This is a genomic window from Lysinibacillus capsici (assembly GCF_003367505.1).
GTDB classification, from domain to species: Bacteria; Bacillota; Bacilli; order Bacillales_A; family Planococcaceae; genus Lysinibacillus; species Lysinibacillus capsici.
This window is the reverse complement of the sequence record NZ_PXXX01000001.1, coordinates 15,683-34,212: the sequence shown is the minus strand read 5'-3', so window position 1 is coordinate 34,212 and position 18,530 is coordinate 15,683. Positions and strand designations below refer to the sequence as shown.

15 protein-coding genes and 3 pseudogenes are annotated in these 18,530 nt (G+C 37.4%); 7 read left to right on the top strand and 11 right to left on the bottom strand.

Features of this window, described 5'->3' with window-relative positions; translation table 11 throughout:
• Nucleotides 1-10 precede the first annotated feature (10 nt).
• Nucleotides 11-1,612, bottom strand: a complete 1,602-nt coding sequence (locus C7B89_RS00165) for a Na/Pi cotransporter family protein (protein WP_244205533.1) — start codon at nucleotides 1,610-1,612, stop codon at nucleotides 11-13.
• Between the two features lie 224 nt (nucleotides 1,613-1,836).
• Between C7B89_RS00165 and C7B89_RS00160 the strand changes: the two genes are divergently transcribed.
• The gene (locus C7B89_RS00160; RefSeq protein ID WP_115672948.1) at nucleotides 1,837-2,454 is read left to right on the top strand and encodes a 3-ketosteroid-delta-1-dehydrogenase; all 618 of its coding nucleotides are present in this window, start codon (nucleotides 1,837-1,839) and stop codon (nucleotides 2,452-2,454) included.
• Between the two features lie 38 nt (nucleotides 2,455-2,492).
• Here the strand turns inward: C7B89_RS00160 and C7B89_RS00155 are convergent, their stop codons facing one another.
• The 3 genes and pseudogenes from C7B89_RS00155 to C7B89_RS23175 all read right to left on the bottom strand — a co-directional run.
• Nucleotides 2,493-4,106 (bottom strand): GNAT family N-acetyltransferase, encoded by a 1,614-nt coding sequence (locus C7B89_RS00155; RefSeq protein ID WP_115672947.1) that lies wholly within the window; start codon nucleotides 4,104-4,106, stop codon nucleotides 2,493-2,495.
• Nucleotides 4,107-4,239: 133 nt separating this feature from the next.
• Entirely contained in the window at nucleotides 4,240-5,928 is a 1,689-nt protein-coding gene (locus C7B89_RS00150) for an FAD-dependent oxidoreductase (RefSeq protein WP_115672946.1), read from the bottom strand.
• A 231-nt stretch (nucleotides 5,929-6,159) separates the two neighbouring features.
• Nucleotides 6,160-6,377 (bottom strand): annotated as a pseudogene (locus tag C7B89_RS23175) (glutathione-dependent formaldehyde dehydrogenase); the annotation flags it as partial.
• A 208-nt stretch (nucleotides 6,378-6,585) separates the two neighbouring features.
• Between C7B89_RS23175 and C7B89_RS00140 the strand changes: the two are divergent.
• Entirely contained in the window at nucleotides 6,586-7,272 is a 687-nt protein-coding gene (locus C7B89_RS00140; protein ID WP_244205531.1) for a ZIP family metal transporter, read from the top strand.
• Between the two features lie 40 nt (nucleotides 7,273-7,312).
• On the opposite strand, the gene C7B89_RS00135 is transcribed toward C7B89_RS00140, so the two are convergent.
• The gene (locus C7B89_RS00135) at nucleotides 7,313-8,371 is read right to left on the bottom strand and encodes an S-layer homology domain-containing protein (RefSeq protein WP_115672944.1); all 1,059 of its coding nucleotides are present in this window, start codon (nucleotides 8,369-8,371) and stop codon (nucleotides 7,313-7,315) included.
• A gap of 434 nt (nucleotides 8,372-8,805) precedes the next feature.
• Between C7B89_RS00135 and C7B89_RS00130 the strand changes: the two genes are divergently transcribed.
• Entirely contained in the window at nucleotides 8,806-9,705 is a 900-nt protein-coding gene (locus C7B89_RS00130) for a 3-hydroxyacyl-CoA dehydrogenase (protein ID WP_115672943.1), read from the top strand.
• 50 nt (nucleotides 9,706-9,755) lie between these two features.
• Here the strand turns inward: C7B89_RS00130 and C7B89_RS00125 are convergent, their stop codons facing one another.
• Together C7B89_RS00125 and C7B89_RS00120 are read right to left on the bottom strand one after the other, a co-directional pair.
• Nucleotides 9,756-9,947: a hypothetical protein gene (locus C7B89_RS00125; RefSeq protein ID WP_004228187.1), complete on the bottom strand. Its 192-nt coding sequence runs from the start codon at nucleotides 9,945-9,947 to the stop codon at nucleotides 9,756-9,758.
• A 3-nt stretch (nucleotides 9,948-9,950) separates the two neighbouring features.
• Nucleotides 9,951-10,499, bottom strand: coding sequence for a sigma-70 family RNA polymerase sigma factor (locus C7B89_RS00120; RefSeq protein ID WP_009373124.1), 549 nt, complete (start codon nucleotides 10,497-10,499; stop codon nucleotides 9,951-9,953).
• 173 nt (nucleotides 10,500-10,672) lie between these two features.
• Here C7B89_RS00120 and C7B89_RS00115 point away from each other — a divergent pair, with 173 nt between their 5' ends.
• The gene (locus C7B89_RS00115) at nucleotides 10,673-10,828 is read left to right on the top strand and encodes a YvrJ family protein (RefSeq protein ID WP_115672942.1); all 156 of its coding nucleotides are present in this window, start codon (nucleotides 10,673-10,675) and stop codon (nucleotides 10,826-10,828) included.
• A 421-nt stretch (nucleotides 10,829-11,249) separates the two neighbouring features.
• Here the strand turns inward: C7B89_RS00115 and C7B89_RS00105 are convergent, their stop codons facing one another.
• A complete protein-coding gene (locus C7B89_RS00105; protein WP_115672941.1) occupies nucleotides 11,250-11,747 on the bottom strand; it encodes a GNAT family N-acetyltransferase in 498 nt (165 codons plus the stop codon).
• A 108-nt stretch (nucleotides 11,748-11,855) separates the two neighbouring features.
• Here C7B89_RS00105 and C7B89_RS00100 point away from each other — a divergent pair.
• Nucleotides 11,856-12,410: pseudogene (locus C7B89_RS00100) on the top strand (DinB family protein).
• Between the two features lie 34 nt (nucleotides 12,411-12,444).
• Here C7B89_RS00100 and C7B89_RS00095 read toward each other — a convergent pair.
• The gene (locus C7B89_RS00095) at nucleotides 12,445-13,293 is read right to left on the bottom strand and encodes a pyridoxamine kinase (protein WP_115672940.1); all 849 of its coding nucleotides are present in this window, start codon (nucleotides 13,291-13,293) and stop codon (nucleotides 12,445-12,447) included.
• A 178-nt stretch (nucleotides 13,294-13,471) separates the two neighbouring features.
• Between C7B89_RS00095 and C7B89_RS00090 the strand changes: the two genes are divergently transcribed.
• Both C7B89_RS00090 and C7B89_RS00085 read left to right on the top strand, forming a co-directional pair.
• A complete protein-coding gene (locus C7B89_RS00090) occupies nucleotides 13,472-14,026 on the top strand; it encodes an ECF transporter S component (RefSeq protein WP_115672939.1) in 555 nt (184 codons plus the stop codon).
• 132 nt (nucleotides 14,027-14,158) lie between these two features.
• Entirely contained in the window at nucleotides 14,159-14,599 is a 441-nt protein-coding gene (locus tag C7B89_RS00085) for a cell wall hydrolase (RefSeq protein WP_004228176.1), read from the top strand.
• Between the two features lie 153 nt (nucleotides 14,600-14,752).
• Here the strand turns inward: C7B89_RS00085 and C7B89_RS00080 are convergent, their stop codons facing one another.
• Together C7B89_RS00080 and C7B89_RS00075 are read right to left on the bottom strand one after the other, a co-directional pair.
• Entirely contained in the window at nucleotides 14,753-16,969 is a 2,217-nt protein-coding gene (locus C7B89_RS00080; protein WP_115672938.1) for a 5'-nucleotidase C-terminal domain-containing protein, read from the bottom strand.
• A gap of 200 nt (nucleotides 16,970-17,169) precedes the next feature.
• A pseudogene (locus tag C7B89_RS00075) lies at nucleotides 17,170-18,461 on the bottom strand (MFS transporter).
• Between the last annotated feature and the right edge of the window lie 69 nt (nucleotides 18,462-18,530).

Here is an 18,530-nt window from a genome sequence, read left to right as displayed (position 1 = left end):
AGCATTCCATTTATTCAACTGTTACTGTATTTTTTTCTGTGTCAATATGACGACCTTTCTTAGTCACGGTTTGGTACTCTGCAAGACGAGCGGTCGTACGCCAATAGTGATAGACAAGTCGATCAATCCACAGCAAAGTCTCCACTTTCGATACAGCTGTCTCTAACTCTACCACATTTTCAACAGTGTGCTCAAAGTATGCGTTTCGTTTATCACGACGCACCGTAGCCATTTCAGAGGAAGTAACCTCAAGCAAGGTAGCAATCTCAGGTAGACGTTCATCCTCATCAATGATTAGTAGTACTTTTTCCAATACCTCTAACCACTTTTGGGTTAATGTCTCCTGTAATTGAAAGGCATTTGGATGTTGCTCACGTAATGCCTTTGACAAACGATATAAGTGGTCTAAAGCATGTAAAAGGGCAATATGCTTATACCGTTCTTTTTGAGAGGAAGATTGAATAGCATCCATAAATAAACGTGTTTTTTCGATTGCCTCATCTATTTGAGCCAATCTACTGTCTGTTTCAGCTGTGCGTTTTTTTCCTTGAATAAGGGAAACGAGTACTGTCGTCATTTCCTTAGTAATATCTTGCAATGTATTAAAGGATACCTCTACAGCAACTCCAGGTAGTTTGGCAACACTACTATCTAAATTACGAGTTAAATAATTTCCTTTTTCAGGTATCATTTTTTCAATGGCCTTTGCAAAAGGACGAACAAATGGCACAAAGAGTATCGCGCCAATCACACTAAATAATGTATGGAAAACAGCAATGCCGAGTGTTTCAGCAAAGCTACCATTGATGGATTTCGTGACAAACTCTGTAAGAGCAAACATAAACCTTGCACCGAATGTCACTAGTATAGCAGTGACTACATTGAACATTACATGTGTCACAGCTGTTCGTTTTGCAGCTGTTGATGCACCAATCGCAGCAAATAACGCTGTAGCTGTCGTCCCGATATTTTGACCAATGACTAAATAAGCAGCCTGTTCAAAATCAATAGCACCTGCATATAAAGCTGTTAAAGTGGCTGCTATTGCAGCACTAGAAGCCTGCATAATAACCGTCATGATAAGACCCAAAACAATTAAAATTAGCTTGCCACTAATAGAATTTGCACTAAATGCATCGAATGGAATTTTATCTTGTACCGCAGCCATTCCTCCCTGAAGAACATCAATACCTAAAAATAATAAGCCAAAACCAGTCACTAGCCCTCCAATTGCTTTGTAATCACGTGGTGCGAGCAATTGGACAAATACACCAAGCGCAATAAAAGGTAGTGACATTGTCTGCATATTGATCTTAAAGCCGATTAATGAAATAATCCAACCAGTACTCGTACTCCCGATATTGGCGCCAATAATAACGCCAATCGATTGGACAAATGTAAGAAGTCCAGCACTGACAAAACCTATCGTAATCAAGGTCGTGGCCGTGGAGGATTGTACAAGCATTGTCATAAATGTACCAGATAGTACCGAGCTAATGGTCCCACCTGTAAAACGATTGAGCCATTTTTTCAAGGCATCTCCTGCCAATTCCTTTAAACCGTTTGTTAGCATCGTCATTCCAAGTAAAAATAAACCTATGCCCCCAAGCACATTGATCAACCTATCAACACTCCCTACTAAAATTGTATCTCTATTATGAAAGCTCCTTTATAAAGGAGTTCTATTCCCCAAACATTCTTAATAGTACCATTATTAATTTTGAGAAAATAGGGATATTTCCCTGCATTGTACAAAATCATCCATTATTTTACGAAAAACAATGTGATAATTTTTATGGTAGAATAGAATAAATAATTCTTTAGGAGATTTTCAAAATGATTTTAACAAAGCAAGAAGCAATACAAGCACTTAAAAAGAACAAATTCATCGGTTTTACTATTACAACGGGTAATATTATTATGAAAAAGATTAATAAAACCGAGTATAATATTTTTGTTTTCGAAGAAGGAAGAGAAAAACCATTACGCTATGTAGGCTCTATCATGAACGTGATGGCGACAATGAGCGATAAAGCTTCAAAAAAAGATTTTGTGATTGTTGAACAACTACCAGCAGGAAACAGCGATAAAGAAACTCAATCTTCTGAACAAGAAGCAACGACAGAGGAAAAAGTAGCACCACATGAAGAAAAGCCTTTAGTTGAAGGACAAGAAGAAAGCCGTGCGATTGCTGGCTATGAAGGCTTATATGAAATGACGGCAAGTGGTCGAATTATTACAGTAAGAGAAAACCGCCCATTGGCTCGCTGTAATGATGAATATGGCTTCCATATTGCGCGCTTAACAAAGGACGGCAAAGCATCTAGCCATAATGTCTTTGAACTTTGGAAACAGACATTCCCAGAGCTGGAGCACACTCTTTTCAAAGGTGCCTTAAAAGCCAAGTATGGTACAGGCTGTAAGCTAATTGATAAACCTGGTATTCATTTTTAATCAAACACCCTCAGCAAATATGCTGAGGGTGTTGTTATTTAGATATCGTATATTTTTTGCCACTTGAAAATCTTTATTATATTAATTTTAGCTACTTTATGGAAGCCTGCCTGCATGAGCTTTCTTCGTCTGGTTCTCTTATACCAAGGGACTATTGTACAGACTGCTCTCCCTTCCCGCTGCACATCTGCAACGATCTCCTTTAGTCGCAAGCTATCATATTCTTTTATAAACGACATATTGTCTGACAGCTCATAGGAATAGTTAACCGTTTCTTCGGCTACCGTTTGATCGTGTCGCTTATAGATGACATGATCGCTATCTGCAAAGAGTCGATAGCCCTTATAGAAATCTGTAACATTTTTCGCTCGATCCTTCGTTGTCATGATGTCTTTCATTGATAATTCTTGAAATCTCACATTTCCTTTACTCTGTTGTTGCTTTGCAATATAAACATCTAAAATATGAATGGCTAGCATTCGTTGGAACATTTTTGTAAAAGCTCTTAGCCAATCTTTCGTGCTTGCATGCTTCAGAAAATAACGCAGTTCTCCTAATCGGTCTCGCTTCAATTTTACTAGCTGATGATTATTCGTTAATAGCCCTTTTAGGCGATCACGTATGACCATCCATAATCGAATACTACGCTCTTTAACTCCTTTTGTACTCATCACAAATTTCCTAGTAAAATCAATATGTGTATACCATTCAAACTTATATGGCTCATAGCCACTTCCTAAGTCATAATAACGATAGCCAGCTTGATGTGCTTTTAGCATATTTTCTTTTTCAATGAGGCGACCTGGACCAAATAGATTAAAATCTGGCTCATGGCCCATTGCCTGACAAAAATTGCGCTCTCTACAGCATAGGTCAATTGTAAAAGCAATCCACTGCCCTTCAAATTGTAAGCTATCGACTTCTACGCGAAGCTCCTTACTGTTGGTTTTAGCTAGCTGCTCATAAAATAGACGAGTTTGCTTTTCAGTAAAGCCACTTTTATCAATTTTCTTTTGCCATCTTCTCTTGAATAACGTAAACATGTCTTGTAGATGATTGTGATCCACTTCCTGAAAGGCGACATGACCAAGAGACTTTAATTTGTTTTCACGCCGTTTAAGGCTTTTGAATTTCTTACGATGCATCTTTAGAAATGTTTCCATAGGAATGGTTTGGAAATCAATATAAGATGTGACAGTTCGAAAAATCGAATGAGGCATCTGATATTCAATCGCATATTTTTCTAATACTTGAGAGGTATTTTTACTTTCTAATAATCCATGTAACACGATTAAATAACGCTTATATTTTCGTGAAAACTCCTTCAAAAGAAACGTAATCGAAGGTTCTAACCACTCCTTATCAGCAATCACTTCCATATAGGTCGCAAAACCTTGTCCTAAAAAGCTGAAATAATGGATTGTACCAAATCGTACAGAATGCACTAACGGAAAAAAGGCCACTGCTATACCTTGATGCTCCACTATGTAAATTTTGACATTGTCATGAATCCCGAGCGTTGTCCACCAAGTTGAAATCCATTCATACTCAATAAAAGGGTTATTATTATACTCTTTTTCAAGAATCTCTGACCAAATGCTCCGATAGGGCTCTAACTCTTCGATAGTCGTTATGAGTTTATAAGCTAGCAATGAACTAAATCGCTCCTTTTCACATGATTATCGCCATACATTTAGTAGCCACTATATTCCTAGCAAGAAAGTATTAGAACATTACACCAACGTAAAAATCCCTCCTTATTAGAAAGGAAGGGCTTCGTTTCATTTACACGTTTACAAGTGATACCTCATCTTTTGTCACTGCATTGGCCATATGTGCTGTCGCCACAAAGCTTAGTGTCATACCAGGCCCAATGGTTGCGCCTGGGCCAGGATACGTTTCCCCCATGATAGACGCTGAACAATTGCCAGAAGCATACAACCCCTCAATGGGTTCGCCATTCTCCTTTATTACACGAGCATATTCGTCTACTACGAGGCCACCTTTTGTGCCGATGTCTCCAGGATATAGACGCAATGCATAGAATGGTGCTTTCTTGATTTCTGCTAAATTTGGATTTGGTAGTGTCGGGTCCCCATAGTAATTATCGTAGGCACTATCTCCTCGATAAAAATCATCATCATGTCCGTTCCGCGCAAAGTCATTAAAACGATTCACCGTTGCTACTAGGTTCTCCGCTGGCACTTCCATTTGTTTGGCAAGCTCTTCAATCGTTTCCGCACTTTTTGCAACTCCATGCTCAAACCAACTTTTCGGGAATGCCTGTCCTGGGAACAATCCTGTAAAAATATAACGGCTTTTAGCTGAAGCATCAATTAATATCCAGGAAGGAACTGCCTGCTGTGTGACCTCTTGATGCTTATACATCGTATCCACGAATTCATGATATGGAGCCGCTTCATTGACAAAACGTTGCCCTGCACTATCCACTACAATCATATTGGGCACGCCACGATCTGCCACAAGGAAGAATGGATGTCCTTGTGGATCAATAACAGAAGGGGCTCCCCATACTTTATCCATTAAATCCAACGTTGCACCAATTTTTACGCCAGGTTCAAGGATGTCACCTGTTTGACCTTCTGGAGAAGAAGTCCATGCAGCATTCGTAGGACTTGGTAAATACTTTTCACGAAGTGTCTGATTATGTGAGAAGCCACCTGATGACAGAACAACACCTTTCTTTGCCTCAATTTTAAGCTCTTGTCCATCTCTTTCCACAATAATTCCTATTACTCTTCCTTTGCCCATAATGAAATCTTTAAAGGCCGTTGATAGCCAAAGCTCACCATTTGCTTCTGCAAGGGAGAGGCGTAAACGTGCAATTAAAGCTTCTCCTAAGGCTACTGGATCGCTCTTAGTTACCTTTGACTTGACTAAACGCGCCCCTAATTTCAGTGCAGTAGTTTTACCTTTTAGCGTCCGGGTAATCATATTCACTTTATGAAACTCGTAGCTATTCATCGTGAAGCCTTTTGTTGATAGAGTTGCACGACGCATAGAATTTGCTAAAGAGCCCATTTTTGTTAAATCGAAAATAAGTGGTTCAATGGAGCGTCCCTGTGACAACCCACCTGGTTTTTCTGGATAATAATCCGAGTAGCCTTTTGCATATTGGAAGCGCATATGCTTTGTTTTATTGTATAAAAAGCGTAACATTTCAGGCCCTCTCGTAATATAAGTTTCCTTTAGCTCTTCTGGCACACGATCACCGATTGTTGAATCTAGATATTGGCGTGCAAGTTCATGTGTATCTGGGACACCTGCACCTTTAATGATATGATTATTAGGAATCCATAAAGCACCGCCTGAAATAGCAGAAGCACCACCATAGCGATCTGTTTTTTCGATCACTAATGATTTCATTCCTTGTAACTTTGCTGTTAAACCTGCTGTCAATCCCGCTGCACCAGAGCCTACTACTACTACATCATAACTAGCATCCCATTTCATTCAACCATTCCTCCCTATATGAGCTAAATCGATGAATCTGTCCTTTCTATTAAAAAGTATAGAATTAAACCAATATTCAGTCAATTTAAACCATTCCCTATATTTCCACAAAAAAGGAGCATACTCACTCGATTTCAGGTTTTAGAATCAACTTTATATAGTTATCTTCCCGTCCACAAATTATTTCATAGGCTACTTGCTTCTTCTAATGGCAATTGATATGTAATGGTACGATACATTAAAAGGCAAGAGGACACAGTCACCCTTTTTCACTTTTGTCACATGCTCTTACCTATTACATAATTCTTATGTGAAAGAATAGCGCCTTGGTAAATATGCAAATCAGTTCCACGAATAGCAGTAGAAGTGATTTTCACAATAATATCGTCCTTCTTTTAACAGTTGGACCATCTAATATCTTTATTTCCATGATAGGTTACAGCCTTCACGACAACACTCCCTTTGCATAGTATCATCACAACAAGCATATATTTTCGACTCTATTCTTTCCTTCGCTAACCTGCAGTATGCACATCTTTGTCATTATCGTTTTTATGCAGGCAATTCAATGTCAAGCATATTCATTTCTACTTAGCATATAGTTTGAAAAAGGCATTAAGTTGATGATAGGGCGGAGGAATTTTACAGGTGAGTGCAATGATACTTGGCGGTTTTCTATTTTTCAGTGTGAGCATTGGGGGCGCGATTGCCTGGATTTTCTCTAAGCTATTTCAGCATACGACACAGGGGTTATCATTATTGTGCGGAGGTTTTTTAGTAGGCTTACTTGTGCTAGATATCATCCCTTCTTCCTTTCAAATCTATCAATCATTTGGGATTATATTAGGTATTTTTATTGGTTATTTCATCTTCCAACTACTAGATACCTTATTTCATGCTTCTCATGCACAGAATCCCTCTGTCTCTCTATTAACACTAGCTATGATTATCCATACAATACCTATTAGTCTCACTGTTGGAAATTTACTTGGAAATGCTGCATTAAGTATTTCTCTCACAGCCTCCATTATTCTCCACCATGTTCCAGAGGGATTTGCATTATCTACTGCACTCATCTCTCAAGGTGAAAGGCTTTGGAGACTTTTCATTTATTTCTTCATCTTCTCTATTTTCTTTAGTATTTTCATCTGGTTTGGTCAGTATTGGGCTTTACCAGACAAAGCACAAGGGATCTTAATGGGCATTTCGATAGGATTGATTGCTACAGCTAGTATTTCTGAATTCATTTTGCATCAGCTACAGAAAGTCTCATTTAAAGCAGTTTTTATGTATCTCTTTCTAGGTTATTTCCTAAGCTATATTTTCCATATACTTGTTGAATAACAAAGGGATGTCTCCGCGCATGAGACATCCCTTTCCTCTTTTATTCTTCTTCACTAACTAGCATTAAAGTAAGCGTTAAAATTTTAGAAACCTCTGCCCGAGTAAGATTACCTTTTGGGTTAAACTTACCATTCGTACCATTTAAAATACCTAGATGTTGCAATAGACCGATAGCCTCTACTGTTTCTTGACGCATTTGATTTTTATCTGTGAATGAATTGTTTTTGCTCACTTGCGCAACATTCACTTCCATACCTTCTAAATACCTAGCAGTAATATAGGCCATTTCCTCTCGTGTAACGGGCTTTTTCGGCTCAAATTTTTCACCATTGAAAATATCGATTAAGCCATACTCCTCAAGAATCGCTACCTCCTTAGCACCCCAGAAACCACTAAGATCAGTATAAGAAGCAGGACCCTCATAATCTTCATTCACATTTAAGCCAGATGCACGGAAAATAATAGCCGCCAGTTCTCCACGCGTCACTTGTCCATTTGGATTAAACATAGTAGCCGTTGTCCCATTAATGATATTTGTTTGATATAGTAACTGAATATAGCTTTCAGCCCAATGACCAATAGCATCCTTGAAATATCCACCTGCTTTTAACTCAACGTCGGCACGAGCAAATACCTGTACCATATCATTTAAATCCTCTGCACTAACTGCTTCCCATTTGCCAGCTGTATATACCTCACTCTTATAGCCATTACTAGTTTGTGTAATTTTTATTTGAATCGCAGGCCCAAATAACTTCTTCAGTTCTTCATAGTTTTCCTTAAACTCTTTTTCTCCCTCTGGATAGAGGTTTGTACCATCTTTGTACGATTGAAGAATCGCCTCTAATGAAATTTTTACTGTAATACTATTTTTTGTTGTAACAATCGACACTTCATTATTTTCAAAGCCTATTTTAGATAACAAAAGCATTTTATAAATATCTTGATAGGGCATGGCTTGTAACTGACTAGTGGCTGCAACATTCTGCTTTGGATGGATTATATTTGCCATATTTACTACATCCTGTGCATACGCCTGTCCACCAACCCCTGTAAAACATGCAATACTCAGTGCACCAGCTAACATTATTTTCTTCACTGTTTTTCCCCCTTCAATTCATAGATTCAGTGTACTAAAACAACAGTTTATAAATCTATAAAAATATGGGAATTAAACAATAAATATATAAAAGACACATTTTTAACACATTATAATTTTCCTATTTTACTTTTGAGTTTGAAACTAGTTTAACAGAAGGACAAATTTCTCAATGCTATCTACCACAATTACATATGTAATTAGATATATCTCTCAAATGAGGGCAGCTTAAAGGCTGTTCTTTGTTATATTTCTTTAACAGCGGGTACATACTTGGAAAGAAACTTCTTTCAATATACTTTATATTTATATAATGTTAGAGGCTTTCATTTGATTTTTATTCGTAGGTAGAAGTAGTATGGAATTGTAACGAAGGATTGATCTACATATCCACACTATTATATTGATGTAACAATTTCAAAGGAGGAATTTCGATGAATTATCAAAACATTACGGTTGCAGGTAGTGGTGTATTAGGAAGCCAAATTGCTTATCAATCTGCTTTCAAAGGCTTTAATGTAACAGTGTATGACATTAACGATGAGGCGTTAAAAAATGCACAGGATCGTATTACAAAATTAAAACCATTTTATCAACAAGATTTAGGTGCTACACAAGAAGAAGTGGATGCAGCCTATGCACGTCTTACTTTTAATAGTGACTTGGCGCAAGCCGTTGCCAATGCTGACCTTGTTATAGAAGCAATCCCTGAAGTTGTGAGCATCAAAACAGAATTTTACACGAATCTTGGAAAAGTAGCACCAGCAAAAACAATTTTTGCAACAAACTCGTCTACTTTACTACCAAGCCAATTTGCTGAAGCAACTGGCCGTCCTGATAAATTTTTAGCTCTTCACTTTGCTAATACAATTTGGAAAAACAATACTGCGGAAATTATGAAACACCCTGGTACAGATATGAAAGTATTTGATGAAGTGATTGAATTTGCACGCGCCATTGGCATGGTACCACTACCATTGCATAAAGAGCAACCTGGCTATATTTTAAACTCATTACTAGTTCCGTTTTTAGATGCAGCTGAATCTTTACTTGTAAAAGAAGTGGCCGATCCAGAAACAATTGATAAAACATGGATGATTGGTACAGGCGCTCCACTAGGACCATTTGCTATTCTAGACATCGTTGGCATTAACACTGCCTATAACATTGTGGAAGCGAAAGCAACTGCCACTGGTGATGAAAACATGAAAAAATTAGCTAACCTCTTAAAAACAGAGTACATCGAAAAAGGCAAATTGGGCCGCGCAACAGGTGAAGGCTTCTACGCATATCCAAATCCAAGCTTTGCGAAACCAGATTTCTTAAAGGGTTAATGATTAAAAAGAGCAATTGTCCTTCTTAAAAGGGCATTGCTCTTTTTTTATCATACAAAAAAATTCCAAAAACTAGGTGTGTTTTCAAATTCCTTCGTTGTCAGCTTTTCAATAATTTTCAGCTTAATCTCCTGCTCTAAGTCTTCTCTATCCTGGTAACTTGTTTGATGAAGACACTGCTTAATTTTTGGCGTAAAATTTTCAATAATTATTAGCATCTCCTCATTCATATTGTTCTGCATTGACTAAATCTCCTCCTTTCTAATAATATGATGAAGCTTCTTTAAAGCCTTTCGATGCAGGTTGGATATATTCTGTGGTGTTGTTTTTAATGTTTCAGCGATTACTTTTATAGAATAGTCTTTGACATAAATCATTTCTAAAATTTGCAGTTGCTTGTCTGTTAATTTTTGCAAGCCTTTAAAGAGCTGTTCATTTTCAATTTTTTCTAATAATCCTTCTTCTTCGCTCTCTTCGTCTCTTTTACCGTCGTCCATTAGACCACTATCTGCGACTAATAAAAAGCGATTTTGCAATCTTCTCTTTTTTTTATCGAAATCCAAGCTAAAGAAATAAATTAAATTGCTGATATATTTTATTTTCTGTACCCTTTGATAATGAGCTTGAAATGTTTCATCAACCATTTTCAAATTACAATCATTGGGATATAAGATTGCATGTTGTACCAAATAAAGATTTTGTGCATCTGCCAAAAAACTCCTGATAATTGGGTTTTTAACCTGTTCTCTATTTCTGTAAAAAAACTCTTCTATTATTTTGTACTCATTACACATTCGCATCACTCCTATATATTCGCCTTCTTGTTCATTAAAGTGAATATCATATATCTATTATAAACCAAAAACAGAACAAATGTTCCCTAATTTATTCATTCATATTGATTTTATTAATCGTACGTTCACTTTTCATAACTGTAAGCATCACAATAATGAGGGAGGAAGATGTTATGATACCAATTGAAACTATACAAATGTGGGTTCACCTAATAGGTAATTCAGGTTTCCCTATTGCCATTACCATCTATCTCTTTATGCGTTTTGAGAAGAAAATAGAAAATTTGGAAGCGGTCATCTTGAAATTGTTAGATAAAAAGGAAAATTAATAAGCCTATAAAAAAATATACGGCAGCATCCTTTAAAAAGGATGCTGCCGTGTGACTTAAAGATGCTTCTGCATACCATATATGTAAGAACAAATATGTAGATGGGGGGATTTTATGGAGCTTATATTGACCATTTTTCTCATGCTAGATATTCCCTACAATTACTTTCACCATTCATTCCCCATTATGATTGAATACTTGGGGAATCTTGGATTTTGGCTGGCACTCCCATTATCGGTCCTTACTATCTTGCTAAGTCTATGGTTACTTATAAAAAAAGTGGGCATTGTTAGCTCTTTACTTATTCTTTTTATTACGGGGATTCTTTTATTCCTTGCTTTAATTTCATTGTTCCATTGTTACTCATCCTAATAAATTGAAGCCTTTGAAGATGGAATACTTCAAAGGCTTTTTAGCATTTTTAGAAATACAGCACCATATAATCCTCATCAAAATATTGCTGCCCTATTTTTAAGGCGTTTCGTTCTGTTCCAAAAACGTGAAAACCTAACGATTTGTATAATCCTTTTGCTGATTCATTGGAAGAAACAACTGTTAAATTAATTTGCTCGACGTCTACTAGTGTCTTTGCTTGATTGATGATCTCTACCATTAGTTGTTTTCCTATGCCCAATCCCCGCTTTTTTGTAGAAACATAAACGGCAAAAATACTCGCTTTATGCTTTAGCTTCATTTTATTTGCTTGCACCAATGTCGCCACACCGAGTAAATCCTCCTGGTCAAATGCCCCAAACGTAAATGTTCCCTGTCCTTCGAGCCTACTTGCAAACGACCCAATTGACAAATTCTTTTCTTCCTCGAAGCTAGCGCCAAAAGCTTCTGGATTTGTTTGCAATCCCTCTAATCTTAAATCTCTATATACCTCAGCATCTGCAGCTGTTAATTGTCTAATTTCCATGCCTTTTCCTCCTATCATACTTTTCCTATTTATCGGCCATAACGATTGGCATTTGATGCACTTTTCCAACAGTAATCCTTAAAATGGAAATAAGGGAGTTGAAAATCTATGGAATCTACTAATATGTCAAAACACTTTTTTACATTACAGGCACAACGAGCACACTACCTACCAGCTATTCATTCACTTTCACAGGAAGAACTATGGCTGAACTATGGCGATAACAAGCGAGGGAAAATGGTCCATTGGTGAACACTTTTATCACCTTTATTTGATTCTCAAAATGCTCCACACAGCAACCAAATATTCTTTATTCCTTACGCCTATCGCTAAAATGCGAAGAAACAAGCCATTCTCTACTGAAATACATGATATTTATGAAGAATATCAATTCAAAAAAGGACAAGGAATGCGAGCACCAGGTATTTTAGTTCCACCTAAGAAAATACGCTTTGTATTAAACAGTTATGATATCGACCAATTACTTATCAACGAGACACTTGCTTTGCAAAAGTAGTACAAAATATAGACGAGGATGTTGCAGGGCACATTGTTTTTCCTGATCCCATTGCGCATTATCCTAATCTCATTCAAGCTATTCAGTTGCTGTCTATTCATGAGAGACATCACTATGAGATTGCTGTTAAAAGAAAAGTGACCTAAAATGATGCTAACATTTTAGGTCACTCTATAGTTTCTAAAGCAGCATACGTAAAAACTTTTCAAAATGCACGCCTGCCTCACGAGGTACTTGCTCCTTCGAAGTAGCTTCAATTGCAGCAGCTAAAAATGTTTCTGCTAGTGTCATTGACTCCATTAAATCTTGTCCGCGCATCATGCCACCCATTATGATGGATGCGAAGAGGTCGCCTGTGCCTGAATAGCTCTCACCATTATAGTTGCGGATATTATGAAAAGACCGCTCAGAATCGACAAACATATTCCCAACATAACGCTTGTCCGTATCACCTACTGGTGGATTCAAACCCGTAATAATGACATTTGCTCCAGTTGCTTGCTGTAACTGCTGACCTGCCTCTTTAAGGGCATGAATATAATCAGTATCATTTTGATAGCTCAGTAGCCTTTCATAGGATAAACCTGTAAGCAAGCAGCATTCCGTAACATTTGGCGTAATAATATCAGCACACTTTACTAATGCTTTCATACGATCTAGCAAGTCACCAGTAAACATTTTATAGACCTCACCATGATCGCCCATTACTGGATCGACAAGCAACGTCGTCTTATTTGAGTGAAACACATCTAAAAAGCGAAATATATTATCAATTTGCTCCTTACCTGTAACAAAGCCTGTGTGAATACCATCAAAGGTAGCTCCAAGCTTACTCCACTCGTCTATAAAAGAGTCCATCTTTGACGTTAAATCTTCACAATAAAAGCTTGAATATCCTGTTTGTGCCGTTAAAATAGCTGTTGGTAGTGGGACTGCTTGCACACCCATCACAGAGAGTACAGGCATCGCAGCCGTCAATGAGCACTTTCCAAAGGACGACATATCTTGAATTACAGCAACTTTTTTCATCATACATTCCACCTAACTCATCCTGCTTTTACTCTCCCCATCGTATCACAATTAGAAAGATGCGAAAATAACCTCAAACTGACCCTTAACTTTTTTATGAAATTGACACTTTTACAATAGTCAGTCCTTTGTTAAAGTAAAAATCATCAAAATATTCATCATAGTGAGGAAGAGACAAATGCAAAATATACAAAGGACAACATCCTATACAAAATCACGCACAAAAACATTTGATTTAGTCATTACAGCGATTTTAGCAGCACTTGTTTTCGTTGCTACAATGTTTATCAATCTTAAGCTACCGATTGGGCAAGGGGGCCTTATCCACTTAGGAACATCTATGCTGTTTATATCCGCTATTTTATTCGGGCCTAAAAAAGGAGCACTGGCTGGAGCTATTGGAATGGGTTTATTCGATATCGTAGGTGGCTGGTTAATTTGGGCACCCACAACCATTATTTCACGCGCATTACAAGGCTTCATTGTTGGTAAAATTGCTTGGGCAAAAGGACATAAAGGTGATAATCTTGGGCTGAATATTTTAGGAGCAGTAGTGTCAATGCCCGTGATGATTGCTGTTTACTATGTTGGGCAAGCCATTATGTTCAACAGCTGGATTGCCCCGCTGGCATCCATTCCTGGGGACGTCATTCAAAACATCGTAGGCTTAGTTATCGCCATCCCGGTATGTGTTGTACTGAAAAAAACGCCATACTTCAAAAATAATTTTTAATGAAAATACACCATCTTGCTGTTGAACAGTAAAGATGGTGTTTTTTATGGAGTGATATTCAAAAACAACGAATTTCAAGATAAAGTGAAACTAGCCTTGTTCTTTTTCATACTATAAGGTGGAGGTGGAAAAATGCCAAGAGTAAAATACCGTGATGCAGACGTTGCTTTAATGGCAAGGATGATGAGAGCAGAAGCAGAGGGTGAAGGTCAACAAGGTATGCTTTACGTGGGCAATGTCATTGTGAATCGTGCAGTGGCGTCCTGTTTAGATTTCAATGATGTAAGAACGATTGAGCAGGTTATTTACCAGGTACAAGGTGGAAACTATTCTTTCGAAGCTGTTCAAAAAGGCAATATGTTTTACCAACGAGCAAGAGAAACGGAAAAAAGATTAGCGAAACAAAACTTAGATTTCTGGCGAGAACATCCAGCAAAATACGCACTCTGGTACTTCAATCCATATGCACCATGTCCCCCAACATGGTATGGTCAGCCGTTTACAGGACAATTTAAGAATCATTGCTTTTATGAACCTGCTCCAGATACTTGTGCTAGTGTATATATGGGATAAGGTTTTTTGACTTTTAATAACCTACATTCACAAGTTTAATAACGCTCTACTACAATGACAAAGCCCAACGTGTTAATTGACTAAAAATCGCCGTATGTAAAGAGGCTGAAGGAATAGATGCAAATCTAGTTTCCTTCAGCCTTATGCTAGCTCTTATTTTTTAATCGTTACATATTTGCTATAAACATACCCCGATTTATTATTATAAGATATCTTATACCAGCCTTGTATTTCCTCTAAAATTGTAATTTCGGTATTCTTTGAAATTGTCCCATATACTTTTCCTGAGTTCGATGGCTTTGAACGAACATTTAAGTGATTTGCCGTAACAATCCCTTTAAGTGATTCTGGCTGAGTAATAGTTGGCTTCGATTTGTCTGGTGTTGTCTTACTTGGATTCACTGGTTTTTCTACTGGCTCATCTTTAGGTTTATTCAATGCTTTTACCAGCTTCTGATAAAATTCACCTGACGTTTTTACCCCAGTAAATTGGCTAGCATCTACTTTTGCTTTTGTTGCTAGCATTTTTATTTCTTCTTCTGTAATCAAAGCTTTGACATTAATAGATGCTATATTTGTATATTTACCATCTTCCGTTGTAGGAATGGCTAAAATATCTTTATTGATTAATTCAACAACAGCAGCACGTGCTGGCGATTTCATATCGACACCAACGATTTTCCAGTTATGCTGGATCACTGGCTCATACACGCCGTTCATCTCTTCTTTTAGATATCGAATGGCTAGATTACGGATTGTACCGCCTGTTTCTCCATAGGCACTTTCTTCTTTAGAGGACCAAATCATATTAAACTTACGCCCTTCAAGTGCCTGACCTTTTGATACAAGAAAATCCATACGATAAGAGTTCATACCAAGCTTTAAATTGTCTTCCAGCTTAATTGGGGTACCATCTAATTTTCGTAGATTTTTTATTCTGTTACCTGGCTGCTCAGTTAAATCGATGTCATATTTTACATTTCCGAAATAATCATTCGTACTATATTTAGAGGAACGACGCGTTTTATCAAAACTAATCGTCACATCTCCATCACGTGTGCTATTAAAATAGCCAACTGCCCATTCCATATAATCTTTTAAATCTTTGCCCGTTACTTCATAAACTGATACTTCTCCACCAGCAAATTGATAATTATAGGCGATATCCTTTTTCTTAATAGGACCTACATCCAATGAAGCTTTGTCATTATCAATCTGATGTGCTACCACATCTGCCTTACTATAATGTAGCATGACCTCATGGAAAAAATCTGATAAAGGTGTTTCTTGGATGTGTACAGCTGGTATACCCTTAATTTCATTTTTGGGAACAAGATTTGTTCCTTTAAGCTGTGCTACTTCGATATTAGCATCTTCACGTGCATAATCATGGTATGGCTTCAACGTTTTTTCTAGGTCTTTATCCGATTCAACAAAGGTCCCGTCTTCATTCTTTACAGGAATAGTTGAAGCATCTTTTTCTTTAAGCAACAATTTCTCGCCTTGGCGAGTAAATGTTAAATCAATTCGTGAAATATGTGTTCCATATTTATTAGGCTCTGTTATAAAAACACCGTTCACTTCTTCTTTATTTATCAGTACATGATTGTGTCCTGCAAAAATAGCAGCTAGTTCTGGTACGGCATTAGCCATTTCCTTCACACCCGTTCCTAGAACACCATTTTCATTTTCCAATCCCATATGCATAAGGCCAATCATGACATCTACTTTACCCTCTAATTCCTTAACTGCCTTTTTAGTCTCTTCTATAGGGTTTTTGACAACTAAACCATCAAGATGATTTGTCCCCTTCTCATACTCTGTAATCAAAGGTGTTACCATGCCAATAACCCCGATTTTAACCCCTTCACGCTCAATAATTGTATATGCAGGTAAATAGCGTTCGCCATTTTCTTTATAAACGTTCCCAGCAAGTCTTGCTCCATTAAATTGACTGGAAACTTTATCTAATACATCCAAACCAAAATTAAACTCGTGATTACCATATGTCCAAGCTTCATAGCCCATTTCATTAACAGCCACCATCATTGGTGACTGCGGCTGGTCATTAAACAATTCTGCAGAATTATCCTGTATTAAATCTCCATTTTCCAATAGGATGGTATTCGGATGATCTTTACGGATATCTTTAATAATTGTATATAATTGCGTTAAACTTCCTGTGAGATTAGGTCCATCCACTGCGTAATCCCAAGGCATAGAGCGGCCATGAATATCTGACGTAGCCAGGAGTGTAATATGAATATCTTTCTCTTGTGCATTGACAGGCGTTTGTGTAAAGACAATTCCTGTTGCCAGAATCAATACAGCCATACTTAGTATTGTTATAACTTGTTTCAATTGATTCATTTCCTAGTTTTCTCCCTTTTTATTCTGAATTTTAAGATTCCTAATCAGTGTAGCATTTATGGAGATGTCTAACCAGGTAAAATCTATCATAAAAGTAATATAATTTCATAAATTTAACAAATATTAGCGTGATTAAAGAGGAAAAAGCAATAGAAAATCGATATTCAACAAAAGTTTCAAACCCGTCCAATATCCCTATTTTAATAGGATTTATTTGAATCATTTGGATATGCTAGAGCCACTCTCACACGTTTTTCCTTTAATAACAGGACTCCCATCAAACCAATGAAGGAGAATATAACAGGCGAAATGAAGCCATAGTAGTACCCATCACTTACATTGCCTGTGGCAGCTTGAAAATAATCTAAAATATACCCAAAAATAATGGGCAGCAATGCGGCACTTAGAAAGCCCCCTGTATTGGCAAACCCAGAAACAATGCCTGATTCATTTAAAGGGAAAGTTTGACGAACTGCCGCAAAGGTTAAAGCACTTGCACCATAGCCAAAGCCGATGATAAAGAACAGGACAATGAGCATGAAAATGGATGGATGCCCTTTCAATAAAAGAAAGGCAAACCAACTCGTTAAAACCGCAATATGCACAACAATATAGGGTCTCTTAATCGTACCTAACCAGCCAGCAATCCAGCTCATTAAAGGTGCTCCGATAAGCGCTCCGACTAAACCAATCATAATTAGCTGACTAGCCTCTGACCGTGACATCTCATACATATTGATCCCATATGGTACTGCCCACGAGCTAATAAAGCCAACATACCCGCCCACAACGCCAAAATGACAAAAAAATAAAGCCCATGCTTGCCTGCTTGAAAATATTCTTCGTAATAATTTGGAGCTTTTTTCACGTTTTAGTTCTTTAGTTATGCTTACAGGTTCCTTTGAAAAAATGCGTTTTGTGTTTTGTACGAGCACAAAATAAAGAAGTACACCACATAAGCATAGTAAAAGTCCTGTAGAGAAAAAGGTGATTCGCCAACCTAATAAAAAAATCAATGTAGCAAAAGGAACTGTTGCCAATAAGAAGCCTAAGCTCCCTGTCATACCTGCAAAACCAATTAATCGGACAAACTCCTTTTTATGAAACCATTGTGCCAAAATAAGCACCATATTCACCCATATGGTGGCATCTCCTATACCAGTAAGTATTCTAGAAAAGAAAAGAATAGAATGAATTCATGTGTACCTAGACTGTAAAGAATCGTTCCTATACCTGTAAGTGTGGCACCAATGATGAGGAAAAGGTTTGGCCCAAATCGGTCAGCTAGAATCCCCATTGGAATTTGCAAACTCGTGTACACAAAAAATTGAATACTCGTCAATAACCCAATTGTCGATGCCGTTACCCCAAAATCCTCCATCAATTGATCTGTAATTAACCCTGGAGCAGTTCGCTGACTTGCCATTAACAAATAGGTAAACAATACAGCAACAAACACAATCCATCTGTACTTATGTTGTTGTTTGTCCAATAATCACTACTCCTATTAGCTTTTAAGTTATGTATATGAGTTCGAGGCCAGGATAAAACCTGCTTTTGA

Coding starts and splice junctions, on each gene's coding strand:
- C7B89_RS00150 (WP_115672946.1), bottom strand. CDS start 5,928: ATGAAATGGGATGCTAGTTATGATGTAGTAGTAGTAGGCTCTGGTGCA.
- C7B89_RS00140 (WP_244205531.1), top strand. CDS start 6,586: ATGATACTTGGCGGTTTTCTATTTTTCAGTGTGAGCATTGGGGGCGCG.
- C7B89_RS00080 (WP_115672938.1), bottom strand. CDS start 16,969: ATGAATCAATTGAAACAAGTTATAACAATACTAAGTATGGCTGTATTG.
- C7B89_RS00120 (WP_009373124.1), bottom strand. CDS start 10,499: ATGTGTAATGAGTACAAAATAATAGAAGAGTTTTTTTACAGAAATAGA.
- C7B89_RS00160 (WP_115672948.1), top strand. CDS start 1,837: ATGATTTTAACAAAGCAAGAAGCAATACAAGCACTTAAAAAGAACAAA.
- C7B89_RS00105 (WP_115672941.1), bottom strand. CDS start 11,747: ATGGAAATTAGACAATTAACAGCTGCAGATGCTGAGGTATATAGAGAT.
- C7B89_RS00090 (WP_115672939.1), top strand. CDS start 13,472: ATGCAAAATATACAAAGGACAACATCCTATACAAAATCACGCACAAAA.
- C7B89_RS00125 (WP_004228187.1), bottom strand. CDS start 9,947: ATGCAGAACAATATGAATGAGGAGATGCTAATAATTATTGAAAATTTT.
- C7B89_RS00095 (WP_115672940.1), bottom strand. CDS start 13,293: ATGAAAAAAGTTGCTGTAATTCAAGATATGTCGTCCTTTGGAAAGTGC.
- C7B89_RS00115 (WP_115672942.1), top strand. CDS start 10,673: ATGATACCAATTGAAACTATACAAATGTGGGTTCACCTAATAGGTAAT.
- C7B89_RS00085 (WP_004228176.1), top strand. CDS start 14,159: ATGCCAAGAGTAAAATACCGTGATGCAGACGTTGCTTTAATGGCAAGG.
- C7B89_RS00130 (WP_115672943.1), top strand. CDS start 8,806: ATGAATTATCAAAACATTACGGTTGCAGGTAGTGGTGTATTAGGAAGC.